18 protein-coding genes and 1 tRNA gene are annotated in these 17,219 nt (G+C 59.8%); 7 read left to right on the forward strand and 12 right to left on the reverse strand.

All coding sequences use genetic code 11. The features are described from left to right. The first annotated feature begins 21 nt into the window (after window positions 1–21). Entirely contained in the window at window positions 22–945 is a 924-nt protein-coding gene (locus C8265_RS06520) for a DUF2235 domain-containing protein (protein ID WP_240610997.1), read from the forward strand. A 97-nt stretch (window positions 946–1,042) separates the two neighbouring features. On the opposite strand, the gene C8265_RS06525 is transcribed toward C8265_RS06520, so the two are convergent. Beyond that, on the reverse strand, window positions 1,043–1,525 hold the full coding sequence (locus C8265_RS06525) for a PaaI family thioesterase (RefSeq protein WP_108483188.1): 483 nt from the start codon (window positions 1,523–1,525) through the stop codon (window positions 1,043–1,045). An 18-nt stretch (window positions 1,526–1,543) separates the two neighbouring features. Further along, window positions 1,544–2,410, reverse strand: a complete 867-nt coding sequence (gene metF, locus C8265_RS06530) for a methylenetetrahydrofolate reductase [NAD(P)H] (protein ID WP_108483348.1) — start codon at window positions 2,408–2,410, stop codon at window positions 1,544–1,546. Window positions 2,411–2,500: 90 nt separating this feature from the next. On the opposite strand from metF, the gene C8265_RS06535 reads away from it, so the two are divergent. Next, window positions 2,501–3,412: a LysR family transcriptional regulator gene (locus tag C8265_RS06535; protein WP_108483189.1), complete on the forward strand. Its 912-nt coding sequence runs from the start codon at window positions 2,501–2,503 to the stop codon at window positions 3,410–3,412. A gap of 134 nt (window positions 3,413–3,546) precedes the next feature. Next, window positions 3,547–4,332 (forward strand): inositol monophosphatase family protein, encoded by a 786-nt coding sequence (locus C8265_RS06540; RefSeq protein ID WP_108483190.1) that lies wholly within the window; start codon window positions 3,547–3,549, stop codon window positions 4,330–4,332. Here C8265_RS06540 and C8265_RS06545 read toward each other — a convergent pair. Genes C8265_RS06545 through putA form a run of 3 tightly spaced genes read right to left on the reverse strand, consistent with a single transcriptional unit; the run spans window position 4,329 to window position 8,884 of the window. Beyond that, window positions 4,329–4,691: a GFA family protein gene (locus tag C8265_RS06545; protein WP_108483191.1), complete on the reverse strand. Its 363-nt coding sequence runs from the start codon at window positions 4,689–4,691 to the stop codon at window positions 4,329–4,331. The genes C8265_RS06540 and C8265_RS06545 overlap by 4 nt on opposite strands. Further along, window positions 4,688–5,419, reverse strand: a complete 732-nt coding sequence (locus tag C8265_RS06550; protein WP_108483192.1) for a rhomboid family intramembrane serine protease — start codon at window positions 5,417–5,419, stop codon at window positions 4,688–4,690. The genes C8265_RS06545 and C8265_RS06550 overlap by 4 nt, the downstream gene beginning before the upstream one ends. Window positions 5,420–5,452: 33 nt before the next feature. After that, on the reverse strand, window positions 5,453–8,884 hold the full coding sequence (putA, locus tag C8265_RS06555; protein WP_108483193.1) for a bifunctional proline dehydrogenase/L-glutamate gamma-semialdehyde dehydrogenase PutA: 3,432 nt from the start codon (window positions 8,882–8,884) through the stop codon (window positions 5,453–5,455). Between the two features lie 113 nt (window positions 8,885–8,997). Between putA and C8265_RS06560 the strand changes: the two genes are divergently transcribed. Further along, window positions 8,998–9,456 carry an Lrp/AsnC ligand binding domain-containing protein gene (locus tag C8265_RS06560; protein WP_108483194.1) on the forward strand — a complete coding sequence of 153 codons (459 nt, stop codon included), beginning with the start codon at window positions 8,998–9,000 and terminating at the stop codon, window positions 9,454–9,456. Between the two features lie 97 nt (window positions 9,457–9,553). Continuing rightward, window positions 9,554–9,639 (forward strand) — tRNA-Leu (locus tag C8265_RS06565). Between the two features lie 22 nt (window positions 9,640–9,661). Here the strand turns inward: C8265_RS06565 and pncB are convergent. Then, a complete protein-coding gene (gene pncB / locus C8265_RS06570) occupies window positions 9,662–10,954 on the reverse strand; it encodes a nicotinate phosphoribosyltransferase (protein WP_108483195.1) in 1,293 nt (430 codons plus the stop codon). 132 nt (window positions 10,955–11,086) lie between these two features. Between pncB and argC the strand changes: the two genes are divergently transcribed. Continuing rightward, window positions 11,087–12,004 (forward strand): N-acetyl-gamma-glutamyl-phosphate reductase, encoded by a 918-nt coding sequence (gene argC / locus C8265_RS06575; RefSeq protein WP_108483196.1) that lies wholly within the window; start codon window positions 11,087–11,089, stop codon window positions 12,002–12,004. Here argC and pncA read toward each other — a convergent pair. After that, window positions 12,001–12,600, reverse strand: coding sequence for a bifunctional nicotinamidase/pyrazinamidase (pncA, locus tag C8265_RS06580; RefSeq protein ID WP_108483197.1), 600 nt, complete (start codon window positions 12,598–12,600; stop codon window positions 12,001–12,003). The two genes, argC and pncA, sit on opposite strands and share 4 nt — an antisense overlap. Before the next feature lie 71 nt (window positions 12,601–12,671). On the opposite strand from pncA, the gene trhO reads away from it, so the two are divergent. Then, window positions 12,672–13,583: an oxygen-dependent tRNA uridine(34) hydroxylase TrhO gene (gene trhO, locus C8265_RS06585; protein WP_108483349.1), complete on the forward strand. Its 912-nt coding sequence runs from the start codon at window positions 12,672–12,674 to the stop codon at window positions 13,581–13,583. Here the strand turns inward: trhO and C8265_RS06590 are convergent. From C8265_RS06590 to fghA, 5 genes are all read right to left on the reverse strand, one after another. Next, window positions 13,574–14,320: a metallophosphoesterase gene (locus C8265_RS06590; protein WP_108483198.1), complete on the reverse strand. Its 747-nt coding sequence runs from the start codon at window positions 14,318–14,320 to the stop codon at window positions 13,574–13,576. The genes trhO and C8265_RS06590 overlap by 10 nt on opposite strands. Window positions 14,321–14,417: 97 nt before the next feature. Further along, complete coding sequence (locus C8265_RS06595; RefSeq protein WP_108483199.1) at window positions 14,418–15,323, reverse strand: ornithine cyclodeaminase family protein; 906 nt, start codon at window positions 15,321–15,323, stop codon at window positions 14,418–14,420. Continuing rightward, the gene (locus C8265_RS06600) at window positions 15,320–15,940 is read right to left on the reverse strand and encodes an HAD family hydrolase (RefSeq protein WP_108483200.1); all 621 of its coding nucleotides are present in this window, start codon (window positions 15,938–15,940) and stop codon (window positions 15,320–15,322) included. The genes C8265_RS06595 and C8265_RS06600 overlap by 4 nt, the downstream gene beginning before the upstream one ends. Further along, entirely contained in the window at window positions 15,937–16,389 is a 453-nt protein-coding gene (locus tag C8265_RS06605) for a YaiI/YqxD family protein (RefSeq protein WP_108483201.1), read from the reverse strand. The genes C8265_RS06600 and C8265_RS06605 overlap by 4 nt, the downstream gene beginning before the upstream one ends. Further along, window positions 16,386–17,210 (reverse strand): S-formylglutathione hydrolase, encoded by an 825-nt coding sequence (fghA, locus tag C8265_RS06610; protein ID WP_108483202.1) that lies wholly within the window; start codon window positions 17,208–17,210, stop codon window positions 16,386–16,388. Before fghA ends, C8265_RS06605 begins: the two co-directional genes overlap by 4 nt. Window positions 17,211–17,219: the final 9 nt, after the last annotated feature.

The following is a 17,219-nucleotide window of genomic DNA, read 5'->3' on the forward strand; positions in this document are numbered from 1 at the left end:
TGGCACGCGCGGCGGGGGCCCGTGACCCATGTTATCATCCTTGATGGTACCATGTCTTCTCTGCAAAAGGGCTGTGAAACCAATGCTGGGCTGATCTATAAACTCCTCGCCGAATTGCCGGTGCGGGCCAATGTTTCGCTGCGCTATGAACCGGGTATTCAATGGCGCACGTGGCACAGCCTGCGCGATGTGATCACCGGCAAAGGGCTGAACGGACAGATTCAGCGGGCTTATGGCGCGCTTGCCTCGCGGTATCGGCGGGGCGACCGGATTTTCATGTTCGGATACAGCCGCGGGGCGTATGCGGTGCGATCATTGGCCGGGGTGATCGACCGTGTCGGGTTGGTGCGCGCCGATCACGCGACAGCGCGCACCGTGGCGCGGGCTTACCGCCACTATCGCGATCTGACCGATGCCACCGCTTTTTCCGCCGCCAATTGCCATGAAGCCGCGACTGTCGAAATGATCGGCGTGTTTGATACGGTCAAAGCTCTGGGGTTACGCGCGCCGTTGTTATGGCGCGATTCGGACCCGGCCCATGAATTTCACAATCACGAACTGGGCCAAACGACGCGCAACGGATTTCACGCGCTCGCCCTCAATGAAACCCGCCGGGCCTATGACCCGATTTTGTGGGACAGCACGCCGGATTTCACCGGAACGCTGAAACAAATGTGGTTTCGCGGCACCCATGGCGATATCGGTGGCCATCAGTTGTGCCGCGCCGAATGCCGGCCGCTGGCAAATATTCCGCTTACCTGGATGCTGGAACAAGCCGAAGAATGCGCGCTTGCCTTGCCAAATGACTGGCGTGCAAGGTTTCAGACCGATCCGGAGGCCCCCAGTATCGGCAACACCGAAGGCTGGGGCAAATTCATCCTCAATCGTGCCCCCCGCATCCCCGGCCACGACCCGAGCGAGGCAATTCATCCCACGGCGCGGTGAGGCGATATTTCGCTGAAATTAGCCAAAACAGACACCGCCAACCGTGGCGCGCCAGACAAAATATCAAATGCGCCAAAGGCGCTCAATCTGGTCAGGGTCAGCCCGGTATCGCCATGATCAAACACGTGGTCGACCCGCTTGCGTACAAGGTATCATCCTTGGCGTTGCGGATTTCGCCATGGGCCACGGCGGTTGAACGTCCGGCATGAACAACCCACCCGGTGGCCAGAATATCGGTGCCTGCGGGGATCGCGCGGTTGATGTTGATCTTGTATTCCAGCGTTGTGTAAATCGATCCTTGCGCCACTTTGGTCATCACCGCGCAGCCCATGCAACTGTCCAGCACCGTGCCATACCAGCCACCATGGATGCCTCCGACCGGATTCATGTGGTCAAACCCGGGTGTGCCGGTAAAGACCACGCGCCCGGGGTCCACCTCACTCACCCGGCAATTCATCAGGCGGCCAATCGGTGGCCCGGCCTGACGGCCATCGCGCACGGCCTCCATGAACGCCATGCCCGACATGGATAACACCTTGTCGCGGCTGGGCAGATCATCGGGAGAGGTTGCAAAAAACATCAAATCTGTGTGGCGTGATCAGGCGACGTTTTCAAGGGTGGTCTTTTGCGTGACCCCGAGGGCATGGCAAACATCCCGCGTCAGATGCGGTTTGTTGAGGGTGTAGAAATGAAAATCCTCCACGCCTTCGTCCATCAGGGTGCTGCACAATTCGGTGCAAATGGTCGTGGCCAGCAATTCTTCGCGGCCATCGCGGATGGCGGTGGTAAAGGCATCATCCAACCACTGGGGCACCGATGTGCCACAGCGCGCGGCGAATTTCTTGACCCCGTTCCAGTTTTCGATCGGCAGAATGCCGGGAACGATCGGCGCATCGATTCCGGCGGCGGCACAGGTGTCGCGGAACCTCAGAAACGTATCGGGCTCGAAAAAGAACTGTGTGATGGACGAATGGGCGCCTGCATCGATCTTTTTCTTCAACCAATCCACATCGCCGCCGGGGGTTTTGCAATCGGGGTGGGGGTCGGGATAGGCGCCAACGCGAATGTGAAAATCGCCGGTTTCGGCCAAAGCGCGGGTCAGTTCGACGGAATTGGCAAAGCCATCGGGATGGGGCTGAAACGCACCGGCCCCCTTGGGTGCATCGCCGCGCAGGGCGACAATCTGGGTCACGCCCGCCTCTTTGTAGCCGCGCACGATGTCCATGGTTTCGTCGCGACTGGCGTTGACACAGGTCAGGTGGGCCGCAACGTTCAGTTGATATTTGCGATGCAGCAGGCGCACTGCCTCATGGGTCAGGTCGCGCGTAGTGCCGCCCGCGCCATAGGTGACGGAAACGAAATTCGGATCCAGCGGCGCAAGGGTCTGCACTGTGTCCCACAGCCGAAACGACGCCTCAAGCGATTGTGGCGGGAAAAATTCAAACGAAACATTGGGCGTGGGCATCTGGGGCATCCTGTGCTTGCGGTGTCCCCTTGTGCCAGAAATGTGAATGTGAGACAAATTCATAAAATTCATCAACATCATGAGGCGATCATGCATATCGAGTTTCGCCACCTGCGCACGATCAAGGCGATTCATGATGCCGGCGGGGTCGCCCGCGCCGCCGAGCAGTTGAACATCACCCAATCCGCGCTGTCCCATCAGGTGAAAGGGCTGGAAGATCAGGCCGGTGTGGAATTGTTTGCGCGCCGTTCGAAACCTCTGAAATTGTCAGCGGCGGGTATGAAATTGTTGCGCCTGGCCGAACGGATATTGCCGGAAATCGAAGCGGTACAAGACGAATTTGCGGGGCTTGTCAGCGGCAAATCCGGCCGGTTGCACATAGCGATTGAATGTCACGCCTGTTTTGAATGGCTGTTTCCGGTGCTTGAGAAATTCCGCCATGCCTGGCCCGATGTGGATGTTGATATCCGCCCCGGTCTGGCCTTTGGCGCGCTGCCCGCGTTGCAAAAGGAAACAGTGGATCTGGTGATTTCATCCGATCCCGAAGATTTGCCTGGCGTAGGGTTCACACCTCTGTTTGATTACGAACCGGTGTTCGTGGCTGCGGCCAATCATCCGTTGGCCAGCAAACCCTTTGTCGAAGCCGAGGATTTCCGCAATGAAACGTTGATCACCTATCCGGTGGAACGCGCGCGCCTTGATGTCTTTACCGAGCTTCTGGCACCAGCCAGAGTAGAACCACATGGGGTCCGCCAGGTTGAATTGACGGCGGTGATCCTGCTTTTGGTGGCGTCGGGGCGTGGGGTGGCGGTGTTGCCCGATTGGGTGCTGCGCGAAGTGCGGTATCATTCCGACTATATCACCCGGCCCCTGACCGCGCAGGGTGTGACCAAACGCCTGTATGCCGCAACCCGCAGCGAAGACACGACAATGCCGTACATGTCACATTTCCTGCGGCTGTGCCGCACCGAACCGATGAAGTTGCAGCGGGGCGGGGTTTGACCAAAAGGACGCGCTGACGCGCGACACGATTTTTTGTCTGGTGCCCGTGGTCCGGTGTGGTGTGCCACCTCAGGGGTTGGCATTTGTCTGCCCGGGGTGTATCGCGCGGGCTTGGGGTTTTGAGGGTAAAAGCGATGCAAGGCAGTGCGAATCTGAACGTGATGATCAAGGCGGCGCGCCGGGCGGGCCGGTCTTTGGTCAAGGATTTCCGCGAAGTGGAAAATCTGCAGGTGTCGACAAAGGGTGCCGGTGATTTTGTCAGCCGCGCCGACATTGCCGCCGAAGCGATCATTCGCGAAGATCTGATGGCCGCGCGCCCCAACTATGGCTGGTTGGCCGAAGAAAGCCCCGAGATCGAGGGCAAAGACCCGACCCGCCGCTGGATCGTTGATCCGCTGGATGGAACGACGAATTTTTTGCACGGTTTGCCGCATTGGTGCATTTCCATCGCGCTGGAACACAAGGGCGAGATCGTGTCGGGTGTGATTTTCGATCCGGCCAAGGATGAGATGTTCGTCGCCGAAAAGGGCGGCGGGGCCTGGATGAATGAAAGCCGGATCCGTGTATCGGGGCGGCGGTCCCTGATCGAGGGTGTGTTTGCCTGTTCCATTCCCCATTCCGGTGGACCCGGCTTGCCCGAAAAGTTGCGCGAATTTGCCCGCATTATGCCCGCAGTGGCGGCGGTGCGCCATTGGGGATCGGCCGCGCTGAACCTGGCCTATGTGGCCGCGGGGCGGTTTGATGGCCAGTGGGATCAGCGTTTGAAACCCTGGGATGTGGCGGCCGGCCTGTTGATCTGTCGCGAGGCAGGGGCCCTGATGGAGCCGATGCAAGAGGGCCGTTCGATGTTGGAACATGGCAACATGATCGTTGCCAATGAGGCGATGTTCACCGGATTTGCCAAACTGGTACGCGGTTAATTCTTTGCGTCTGAGGGGTGGTTTTGCCCATCGGCCCATGGGATCGGGTCATGGTCGGGCAGATACATCCCCTGGATGCAGGCGGCGTTGATACCCACTTCTGCGGGATTGCTGCGCCGGTTGTGGTGCGTGTAAATTCCACAGGTCTTGCAAAAGTGGTGGCGCGCGGTGTTGGTGCCGAACTGGTAAAGTTGCAGATTGTCCGCGCCTTGCACAATTACAACATTTTCGCGCAAGGCAGTCACCGCCGCCGCGCCCCGTTTTACACAAAACGAACAATCGCACCGGCGGATCGTGTTCATCCCATCGCTTAGGGTGACATCCAGAACCACGGCGCCGCAGTGACATGTTACTTTCATCGGCGTCTCACGGTTGGCACGTTTGTGCGCGATAATTTATACTGCGCTTCGGGGTGGGGCGGTTTGCCTTGGGTGCGGTTCCAGAACGCCGGACCGCCCCGGCGCAGCCACAGACGAATGCTCAGAACAATACCGGCGACAAACCCGCCCGCATGGGCCCAATACGCCACTCCGCCGCCATCCAGCGGGGTGTTGACACCTGAAAACATCTGAATGCCAAACCACAGGCCCAGCACGATCCAGGCGGGAACCGGGATGATGCGAAAAAACACGACAAAGATGATCAAAACATCGATTCTAGCCTTGGGAAACATCAGCAGATAGCCCCCCATCACGGCGGCAATTGCCCCCGAGGCGCCGATCATTGGAATGCCGCTGATCGGGTCGGCCATGGTTTGCGCCAGCCCCGCCGCAATACCCCCCGCCAGATAGAAGGCCAGAAACGGCCAATGACCCATCTCATTTTCAAGGTTATCGCCATAAATCCACAAAAACAGCATGTTGCCCGCCAAATGCATAAAGCCGCCATGCAGGAACTGTGAGGAAATATAGGTCAGCGGATCAGATTTGGCCGGAATCAGCGCCCAGTTGAAATAGAATTCATCCAACGCGCGCTGACTGGGTTCAAGCGTCAGCATCCCGGCAAACACCGCGATATTCAGCACGATCAGCGCATAGGTGACGAACGGTGTGCGTTCAGACGGGTTATGGTCGCGAATGGGAAACATAGGCGGCAGAGTTGCCCGTGTTTCCCACTGTGGTCAAGCGGTTGCCGCCTCGGCCAGCAATTGCGCATTGCCCCCGGATGCGGTGGTGTCGATGCAAATGTGCCGTTCAAACGTGCAATCATTGGCGGTGATCCGGGCGGTGATCAACGGGGTGATTGCGCCGCGCCGTTTGGCCAGGGTCTGTGCGATGGCGCGCGCGGTGGCCGCGTCACCCCACCACACGACGCCGCCCATTTCCGGCAGGGTTTCAAGCGCGGCAATGTCCAGGGGCGGGCAGGGCAGGGCGGTGCCGCCCCTTGCCATCACATCGCGCATTTGCGCGGCGCGGGCGGGTTCGCCCGGCCCCATGCACAAGATTGGCGCGCGGGGATGCACCGACAGGCGGTTGGATTCCCCGGTCGGGCCGGGCAATTCAACGGCGCGGCGTTTTGGATCGTTTGCGCCTTTGGTCAGACCGCGCGAAAGGGCATCCAGATTTGCGGCGTCTTTGGTGTCTTCGATCGCTTCGCTCACTTTGGGGGGCGCGGTAAACCGGGGCAGATAAGATGGCCCGCCGGCCTTTGGTCCGGTGCCCGATAACCCTTCGCCGCCAAAGGGTTGGCTGCCCACAACCGCGCCGATCTGATTGCGGTTCACATACAGGTTGCCCGCTTTGATCCGGTCACTCACGTGTTGAACACGGGTGTCGATGCGAGTGTGCAGGCCAAACGTCAACCCATAGCCGGTGGCGTTGATATCGCTGATCACACGGTCCAGTTCATCCGCCTGAAACGTGGCAATGTGCAGGACCGGGCCAAAGATTTCTTCCTTCATCGCGGTGATACCGGGCACCTGAATCGCGGTGGGGGCCAGGAAATGACCCTGCTTCGGCGCCTTGAGTTGTTTTAAAACGCGGCCTTCGGCCTGGGCCTGTCGGATATGGGCGGCAATGTTACGATGTGCCGTCTGATCAATCAACGGCCCCACATCACTGGCCAGATCCCAAGGGTCACCAAGGGTCAGTTCATCCATCGCGCCAAACAACATCTGTTGGAATTCATTGGCGATATCGGATTGCACATACAAACAGCGCAGGGCCGAACACCGCTGCCCCGCCGATTGGAACGCCGATTGCACCACATCGCGCACCGCCTGTTCCAACAATGCGGTGGAATCGACGATCATCGCATTCAGGCCGCCGGTTTCCGCGATCAGGGGCGCGCCGGGGTCCATGTGATCGGCCATATTGGCGCGAATGCGCAGGGCTGTGGCTGTTGAGCCGGTGAATGCCACGCCGTCAACCCGCCGATCTGCGGTCAGCGCGGCGCCGACCGCGCCATCCCCGGGCAACAACTGCAGCGCAGATTTTGGCACACCGGCCCGGTGCAACAGCGTTACCGCCGCATGGGCAATCAGCGGCGTTTGCTGTGCGGGTTTGGCCAAAACCCCATTGCCCGCGGCCAGTGCCCCCGCGATTTGGCCGGTGAAAATGGCCAAGGGGAAGTTCCACGGTGAAATACAGGTGAACGTGCCGCGCGCATCATCGGTCAGCCCGGTGCACTGGGCGGCGTAATAGCGCAGAAAATCAACCGCTTCGCGCAATTCGCCGGTGCAATCGGGCAAGGTTTTGCCAGCTTCGCGCGCAAGCAGGGCAAAGAACAGGCCGAAGTTTTCTTCGTAAAGATCGGCGGCACGGTTCAGGATCGCGGCGCGATCCTGCGCCGGGACCGGCCAGGGTTGCGCGGCCGCCATGGCTGTTTGCACATCGGCCGCGCTGGCATTGCGCACCTGGCCGATTTCCTGCCCATCAACGGGGCTGATCACAGGCTGGGCCGCGTCAGGATTTGCCGGGCCTGCAAGGATTGGCGCGGCGCTGTGGGGCGTGTCGCGGTGCGGGGCGCGGGCGGCTTTGATTTGTATCAGGGTTGGGGCATCGTTCAAATCCCACCCTTTGGAATTTGCGCGCCCGTCAAACAGTTCGGTGCCGGGGCGCACCGGGGCCTTGCGCGCGATCTGATCAAACGGGTCGGCGGCAACCTGTGCGGCGGGCACGTCTTTATCGACAATCTGGTTCACAAAGGATGAGTTCGCACCGTTTTCCAACAGGCGCCGCACCAGATAGGCCAACAGATCGCGGTGCGCACCCACGGGCGCATAGATACGGCAGCGGGTGTGTTCGGCCGCCAGAACGATATCGTGCAATTGTTCGCCCATGCCGTGCAGGCGTTGGAATTCGAATGCATTCTTATCACTGGCCATATGCAGAATGGCGGCAACCGTGTGGGCGTTGTGGGTGGCGAACTGGGGATAGATCCTGTCGGTCATCTGCAACAGTTTGCGCGCATTGGCGATATAGCTGACATCGGTGGCGGGTTTTGCGGTGAACACCGGAAACCCGCCCATGCCCAGGGTTTGGGCATGTTTGATTTCACTGTCCCAATAGGCCCCCTTGACCAGTCGCACCATGATCTTGCGATCCAGTTTGGTGGCCAGTCCGTGCAGCCAGTCAAGAACGGGTGCGGCGCGCAGGCCATAAGCCTGAACCACTACGCCAAAGCCATCCCAACCGGCCAGTTCGGGATCGGCAAGCACCTGTTCGATTACCTGCAACGACAGGGTGAGGCGGTCGGCCTCTTCTGCGTCAACGTTGAATCCGATGCCAAGGCGCGCCGCCTGACGGGCCAAAGTGGTGACACGCGGCACCAGTTCATCCAGCACCCGTTCGGTTTGTGCCACTTCGTATCGCGGATGCAGGGCGGAAAATTTCACGCTGATGCCGGGGTTTTTGCGGATATCGCCGTGGGTGGCGGCCGGGGCCATGGCGGTGATCGCATCGGCATAGGCCTTGGTATAGCGCGCGGCATCGGCGGCGGTGCGCGCCGCCTCGCCCAACATGTCATAGCTATAGGTGTATCCGCGCGCCTCCATCTTTGCGGCGCGCGCCATCGCGCGGGGCATGGTTTCGCCCAACACGAACTGGCGGCCCATTTCGCGCATCGCACGGGCCACGGCAGTGCGGATCACCGGTTCGCCCAACCGTTTGATCGCACCGCGCAATGTGCCCGCCATGCCCGGTTTTTCATCCTTCAACACCTTGCCGGTCAGCATCAGTGCCCAGGTTGAGGCATTGACCAGCGGCGATGAGGAGTGGCCCAGATGGCTGCTCCATTTGCTGGGCGCGATCTTGTCTTCGATCAGATCATCGATCGTTGCGGAATCCGGCACGCGCAACAATGCCTCGGCCAGACACATCAGCGCGATGCCCTCTTCGGTGGACAGGCCGTATTCGGCCAAAAACACCTCCATCAAACCGGGGTTTGCGCCGTTGCGGATTTGCGTGACCAAGTCGGCAGCGCGGGCGCTGATTTTGACGCGGTCCCGGGGCGGCAACGCGGCGGTTTCGATCAGCGCCGCCAGAATTGCATCGGCATCGCCATAGGTTTCGGCGTCAAAGGGCAGGGCGGGAGAGTGAAGTGCGTCGCGCATATCGAACCTTTCGAAGGATTTAATCAGGTATATCGGATATCAGACGTGACGATGGCCCGATTATGCGCCATTCTCGGGAAAAATGACCAACTTTCAGGGGTGCAGCAGTGCAAATGGATGTTTCCGATCTTGACCGGTTTGACCGCGCGATTCTGGCGATTCTGGCTGTTGAGGGGCGGATCAGCGTGACCGAGCTTTCCCAACGGATCGGGCTGAGCAAATCGCCCACGCAAACACGGCTGAAACGGTTGGAACACAGCGGCATCATCACCGGATATCGCGCAATGATCGACCCGGTGCGCGTGCAGCGCGAACATGTGGCCTTTGTCGAGGTCAAGCTGACCGATACCCGCGAGGCGGCGCTGGCGGCGTTCAACACCGCCGTGCAAAAGGTGCCAGAGGTCGAGCAGTGCCACATGATCGCGGGCGCGTTTGATTACCTGCTAAAGGTGCGCACCGCCGATATGACCAGCTATCGCGCGGTGCTGGCCGAGCGTATTTCATCACTGCCCCATGTGGCGCAAACTTCGACCTATGTGGCCATGGAGGCGGTGAAGGACGTGGCGCTGTAGGCGCGAACAGGCGATCGTCGGGTGTTTCGCCAATGCGCAGAAAATTAGCCGCAAACCGCTTGAAGATTTTCGCGCGGCACCCTAGCAAGGCGGCACTGCGGGCGTGATGGAATGGTAGACATAGCAGACTTAAAATCTGTGGGCCTTTGAGCCGTGGGGGTTCAAGTCCCCCCGTCCGTACCATATTTGGGATTTGGGGGCTGGATCAGACCAGCACCGCCTCGGCCTTTTGATTGCCCACACCGAACACCCGTTTGTAACGTTCGATTTCCAGGCCCGGCCCCATCGCCTTGTTCGGGTTGTCCGACAGTTTTACCGTCGGGCGGCCATTGGCGCTGATCGCCTTGCAGACAAGGGAAAATGGCTTCAGCTTGTCACCGGGCACCAATCCGCGAAAATCATTGGTCAACAATGTGCCCCAACCAAACGAAACCCGCACCCGCCCGTTGAACTGGGCCTGAAGCTGGGCGATTTTGGTGGCGTCCAACCCATCGGAAAAGATCACCAGCTTTTGCTTTGGGTCTTCGCCCCGGCTTTGCCACCATTTGATTGCGGTTTCCGCACCCGTGGCCGGATCGCCCGAATCGATGCGGATGCCTGTCCAACCGGCCAGCCAATCGGGGGCATGTTCCAGAAACCCGACCGTGCCATAGGTATCGGGCAGGATGATGCGCAGGTTGCCTTCGTGTTCTTCGGCCCAATCGGCCAACACGTCATAGGGTGCCTGGCGCAGGGCGGCATCGGTTTCGGCCAGGGCGGAATAGACCATGGGCAGTTCATGGGCATTGGTGCCGATTGCCTCAAGTTCGCGGTTCTTTGCGATCAGACAGTTTGACGTGCCGACAAATTTCTCGCCCAGCCCCTCTTGCATGGCTTGCACGCACCAATCCTGCCACAGGAACGAATGCCGCCGCCGGGTGCCAAAATCGGCCAGCCGCAGATCGGGCACATCGCGCAACGCCTCGACCTTTTCCCACAACTTGGTCATGGCGCGGGCATATAAGACCTGAAGCTCGAACCGCCCCATCCCGGCCAGCACCTTGCGCGAGCGTAGCTCCATCAGGATGGCAAGTGCCGGGATTTCCCACAGCATGACTTCGGGCCAGTTGCCCTGAAACGTCAGCTCGTATTGGCCATCGCGCTTTTCCAGCTCATAGGCCGGCAGGCGCAGAGCCTCGAACCAATCCATGAATTCGGGGGTGAACATTTGCCGTTTGCCATAAAACGTGTTGCCGCGCATCCACGTGCTTTCGCCGCGCGACAGAGAAAGCGAGCGCACATGATCAAGCTGTTCGCGCAATTCGCCCTCGTCGATCAGATCGGCAAGGCGAATCGATTTGGTGCGGTTGATCAGGGAAAACGTGACCTGGGTTTTGGGTTTGTTGCGAAATACCGATTGGCACATCAGCAACTTATAGAAATCCGTATCGATCAAAGACCGTACAATCGGATCGATCTTCCATTTGTGGTTCCAAACCCGGGTGGCAATATCGACCATGCTCAGTTTCCTCAAGATGCCGCCCCTTGTGGCCCAGTCCGGGGGGGCAGGGCAAGGGGGCGGATTTTCTGGTTTGGGCTTGGCACTTTGGCCGTGGTTGCGTATTTCAGGGGAATATTTGGAGGGCACGATATGACGGCGCAGGTATTTATCGATGGTGAGGTGGGCACGACAGGTCTGCAAATTCGCGAACGGTTGACCGGGCGCGATGATATCACGCTGATTTCCCTGCCCGAGGATCAGCGCAAGGATGCGTCGGCTCGTCGCGATGCCCTGGCCGCGGCCGATGTTGCGATACTGTGTCTGCCCGATGACGCCGCGCGCGAGGCGGTGACGCTGTGCCAGGGCACCGACACCCGGCTGATCGATGCCAGCACGGCCCACCGCGTGGACCCCGATTGGGTATATGGATTTCCCGAAATGACCGCAGGTCAGGGCGCGGCGGTGGCGGGTGCGGCACGGGTCAGCAACCCGGGCTGTTATTCCACGGCGGCGATTGCGCTGTTGCGCCCGTTGCGCCGCGCGGGCGTCATCGGCGCCGAAGCGCCGGTGTCGATCTTTGGCATTTCCGGCTATTCCGGTGGGGGCAAAGGCATGATTGCCGAATTTGACCGCGGCGAAAGCGAGGGCAGTTTCATCTATGCCACCGGGCAGGGGCATAAACACCTGCCCGAGATCGTGCGCCATGGGTTGTTGGACAATCTGCCGATCTTCATTCCGTCGGTGGGGCAGTTTGCCCAAGGTATGGTTGTGCAAATCCCGCTGCATCCGGGTATGTTTTCGGGATCAATGAATGATGTTCACGCGGCACTGGCGCAATATTACCGCGCCGGTTTCGTTTCGGTGCGCCCTTTGGGCGATGATCCGGCGCGCGAATTGCCACAGGCGGTGAATGGCACCAACAGGTTGGAACTATCGGTGCTGGGTGACGCGGCCACCGGGCGCGTTGTGCTGTCGGCGGTGCTGGATAATCTGGGCAAAGGCGCGTCGGGGGCGGCGGTGCAGAACCTGAACCTGATGTTGGGCCTGCCCGCCGATACTGGACTTTAGGCCAGGGTCACGCCTGCCTTTTTCATTGCACTCAGTGCCGCGTCACGCGATCCGTCAAAATCGATGGCGCGGCACAGATCCGGGCGCACGGTGACGTCAAACCCCAATTGCGCCCCATCCACCGCCGAATAATTGACGCAAAAATCCAACGCCAATCCAACCAGAGTGATCGCATTGATGCCACGGGTGCGCAAATACCCCTCCAGCCCCGTGGGGGTGGTGTGATCATTTTCAAAAAACGCGGAATAGCTGTCGATCGCGGGGTTGAACCCTTTGCGAATGATCAGATCGCCATCAATGCGCAAATCGGGGTGAAAGGCGGCGCCATGGCTGCCCTGAATGCAATGATCGGGCCACAATACCTGTGGTCCATAGGGCATTTCGATCACGCTCATCGGGGCGGCCCCGGGGTGGGACGATGCAAACGAAGAATGCCCTGCCGGATGCCAGTCCTGGCTTAGAATCACGGCATCAAAGGCCGGCATCAGCGCGTTGATCCCGGCAACGATGTCATTGCCGCCAGACACGGCCAAGGCCCCGCCGGGGCAGAAATCATTCTGCATGTCGATCACAATCAGGGCGGATTTCTCTGTCATGGCGATACCTCAACGTGTTTTGGCCATCCTACACCTTGCGGCGCGCGGGCCAAGGGCGTATTTGGCGCGCCATGATTACCATTGCAGCCCTTTATCATTTCACCCGGTTTGACGATCCTGCCGCCCTGCGCGGCCCGTTAGCGGCCCTGTGTTGCGAAGGCGGGGTCAAGGGCATTTTGCTGCTCGCCCCAGAAGGGATCAATGGAACCATTGCCGGGTCACGCGGCGCGATTGACGCGGTGTTGGCCCATATCCGCGCCTTGCCCGGCTGTGCAGATCTGGTGTGGAAGGAAAGCCAGGCCGAGACCCAACCGTTTTTGCGGATGAAAGTGCGGCTGAAACGCGAAATCGTGACCATGGGTCAGCCCGAGGTTGATCCGGTGGCGGGCACCGGCCATTACGTGGCCCCCGCCGATTGGAACGAACTGATTTCAGCCCCCGATGTTGCGGTGATCGATACGCGCAACGATTACGAAGTGGGGATCGGCACGTTTGAGGGCGCGATTGACCCCGAAACCCCGACATTCCGTGATTTCCCGGCCTGGTGGGAAAAGAACAAAAACCGGTTCTCCAACAAACGCATTGCGATGTTTTGCACCGGCGGTATCAGGTGCGAAAAATCGACAAATTATCTGATGTCTCAGGGGGTTGAGGATGTGTTTCACCTGCAAGGTGGCATCCTGAAATATCTTGAAGAGGTGCCAGCGGATCAATCTTTGTGGCGCGGCGAATGTTTTGTGTTTGATCAACGGGTCGCGGTCGGCCATGGATTGCAGGTTGGAACCCATGATCTGTGCCATGCCTGCCGCCGCCCGATTGCCGAAGCCGACAAGGCGCGCCCGGAATATGAGGCGGGCGTGTCGTGCCATCAATGCCTTGATACGATTTCCGATGCCGACCGGGCGCGGTTTCGCGAACGCCAGCGTCAGATCACCCTGGCCCGCGCCCGGGGGCAAACCCACCTGGGTGCCGATCAGGGATAGCCCGGCGGGGTCAGCGGCACGCGGCCCCGGTTGGTCAGCACCCAGCATTTGCGCCCCTCAAACACGGCAACGGTCAGCGGATTGCCATATCCGGCCCCGGTATCAAGATTGACCCGGTTGCCGGCGTGATCCGGCGTTTCCGTCACTGTGTGGCCATGCACAACCAGCGGTCCATGATCGGTGGTGTCGGTGATGAATTCCTGCCGGATCCAGACCAGATCCTCTTCGGCCTGATGGTTCAGCGGCACACCGGGGCGGATGCCCGCGTGCACAAATATCAGATCGTCGGTCTTGTACGTCAGCGGCCGTGTAAACAGAAAATCGCGATGCGCCCGAGGAATGGCAAACGCCATATCGGCGGCAATGTCGCCGGGTGCGCGGGCCGGGTTGCCATCCACCCCGTAAGAGGCCAGCGTCGTCATCCCGCCCAAACGCGGATGCCGCCAGGTCAGGCCATTGGTCAACCGCGCCTCGTGATACGTCGGGTCATCGGTAAAACGCTGAAACATGCGGTCATGGTTGCCCTTCAGCACGATCCAGGGCGCACCGGCGGTGATGCCATCAATCAGGTGATCAATCACCCCTTTGCTGTCTGGCCCCCTGTCGCACAGATCCCCCAGATGAACGACCGGTGCATCGGCGGTGCCATGGGCGGCGCGGTCTTGCGCCACGCGATCATGGGCGGCGTGCAGCATTTCGATTTGGCCGTGAATATCCCCGATGGCATAGATCGTCATTTCATTTCTTTCCTCGGTCAATGCACCGCGTCAGCCATGCGGTGTTGAAACGTTCAATGCCTCCGGCGGGGATATTTTCAGCAAGAAAAAACCACGGTCAGATTTCGTTATTGACGGCGTTCAGAATGTGAACCGCTGTCATCAAATCAAGATGTGCGCCGCCGCCGTTTTTGAAAAGGGTAATTTCATCCGCGTCGCTGCGGGCAAAACTGCCGCTGGCCAGATCATAGAAATCGGCGCGGATCGCATCACGGCTGATGGTGCCATTGTCGAGCGGGATTTTCAGCTCGCCGATGTGATCCAATGTGGTATCGCGGCTGTCAACAAACAGGCTGGCGCGGGTGAGGGCGATATCATCCGCCTCGCGCATGTCAGGGCGGTAAGCGCCGATCAGATCAATGTGTTGACCGGGGCGCAGCCATTCGCCACGAAGGATCGGCTCGGTCGTCATGGTGGTGGCGATGATGATATCGGCCTTGGCCACAGCGCCCGCCAGATCGGATGTGGCGGTGGTGATGTCATTTTCCATCGCCCGGGCATTGGCGGGGGAGCGGTTCCAAACCAAAAAGCGGGCGTTTGGAAACAGCGCGCCATAGGCGGCGCGGGTCGCGCGCGCCTGATTACCCGCGCCCAGGATCAGGATCGTTTCACTGTCCGGTCGGGCCAGATGGCGCGCGGCAAGCAGGCTGTCACCGGCGGTTTTCCATTTGGTGACGAGGTGAAAATCAATCAGCGCGGTCAGGGTGCCATCGTCGTCAGAATACAGATTGACGCCGCCGTTCACCATCGGGTCACGCCCCGGAAAGATCGTGGCGGTTTTCACCGCGATGCCCAGGCCATCAATCCAGGCGGCGCGCGATAAAACCGTATCCTTGCCCCGGTATAAAAAGCTGTCCTTGATATCGGCCCGGGGCAGGGTGTGCCCCGCGGCCAGGGCATCGGTCAGCGCCAGCCAATCCAACGCCTGTTCGCCTTGATCAAATGAAATGGTGGTGAATGTCATGTCGCCTCTGCCTCGCTCAACAGGCCCGCGGCGATCAGGCGCTCGGCCCAGCCTTGGGGGGTGGTGAAATGGTGGGTTTGCCAGCCGCGCGTCTGGGCGGCACTGATGTTTTCGGTGCGGTCATCGGTAAACAACAAGGTGTGAGGAGGGAGGGCACAATCGTCCTCAACAATTTGGTAAATTCTGGCATCGGGTTTCACCACCCGCAACGCGCCCGACACATAGGTGCGGTCAAATTCCGACAGGAAATCATGTTCGCTTTTGGCCAGATCAAAACTGCCGACACCGAAATTGGTCAGGGCAAACACCGGCACGCCCTTGGTGCGCAGGGCGCGCAACAACCGCACCGATCGGTGAATCACCGGTTGTGCCAATTGCAGCCAGTTGTCATGCCAATCGCGGATTTCGCGGTGCCATTCGGGGTGGGCATCGGCCATGTCGTAAATGGTTTGGGTGAAATCATGCCCCATATCCACCCGTTCGTTCATGCCGATCACATCGACCTGATCGAACAATGCCTTGCGCCGGGCCGGACCAATGGTGCGGTCGTAATATTTTTCGGGCTTCCATTCCAAAAGCACGTTTCCGATGTCAAAAACAACCGCCTGAACGGTCATGCCACATCCTTTGCACTGGCGCGCACCGCGCGGTCCAACCCATCCAGAAACCGTGACCGGTCGGCCTTTGTGAACGGTTTCCCGCCGCCTTGGCGAAACGGATCGGCGGCGCGTAGATCGGTCATCAGATCGCGGGTGGCGAGGGTTTGGCCGATGTTCTTTTCGGTCAGCGGCTCACCATCGTGTTTGATCACCCGCGCGCCGTTTTCAATGGCGCGCGCCGCCAGCGGGATATCGGCCGTGACCACCACATCGCCCTTGGTGGCACGGTCGGCGATCCACATATCGGCGACATCGGGGCCATCATCCACGATCACCAGTTCCACATTGGGGTTGCGCGACGGGCGGATGCCGCCGTTGCACACCAGAAACATCTTGGTGTTCAGGCGCGTCGCCACGGTTTCCGCCTCGGTTTTGACCGGGCAGGCATCGGCATCGATATAAATCATGCCAGCGCCGCAGCGTGAAACGCGATATGCTCATCAATGAATGTCGAGATGAAGAAATAACTGTGGTCATATCCCGGCTGCATCCGGAATACGCCGGGCTGACGCCGCGCGGCCATGGCATTTGCCAATGTTTCGGGGCGCAGTTCTTCCATGAACTGATCATCCGTGCCCACATCGATCAACATCGGCCCCTCAAACCCGGTTTGCAGCATGAGCAGGCTGGCATCATGAGCCTGCCAGGTGGATTCATCATTGCCCAGATAGGCGGCCATCTGTTTGCGGCCCCAATCGCTGTGGGTGGGGTTGCAGATCGGCGAAAATGCCGAAACGCTGGAAAACCGACCGGCCAGGCCCATCGCCAAGGTCAGTGCGCCATGCCCGCCCATGGAATGGCCGGTGATCGCCTGGCGGTCAAAATCCAACGGCTGATCGGCCAGGGCGGCGGGCAGATCATCCGCCACATAATCCCACATCTGGTAATGGTGTGCCCAGGGGTCTTGGGTGGCATTTACATAAAACCCTGCGCCCTGGCCCAGATCGTAAGCCTCATCATCGGCCACGCCCGCGCCGCGCGGCGATGTGTCGGGAAACACCAAGGCCAGACCATGGCGCGCCGCGTGCGCCTGTGCGCCCGCCTTGACCATGGCGTTTTCATGGGTGCAGGTCAGCCCCGACAGAAACCAAAGCACCGGCACCTTGCCGTGTTTTGCCTGTGGCGGCAGAAACAGGCCAAAGGTCATTTCGCCCCCCGTGGCGGCGCTGTCATGGGCATAAACCCCTTGGGTTCCGCCGAAACATGTATTTTCTGATATGGTTTTCATGGTTTGACC

This window comes from Oceaniglobus ichthyenteri, assembly GCF_003057885.1.
Taxonomy (GTDB): domain Bacteria; phylum Pseudomonadota; class Alphaproteobacteria; order Rhodobacterales; family Rhodobacteraceae; genus Oceaniglobus; species Oceaniglobus ichthyenteri.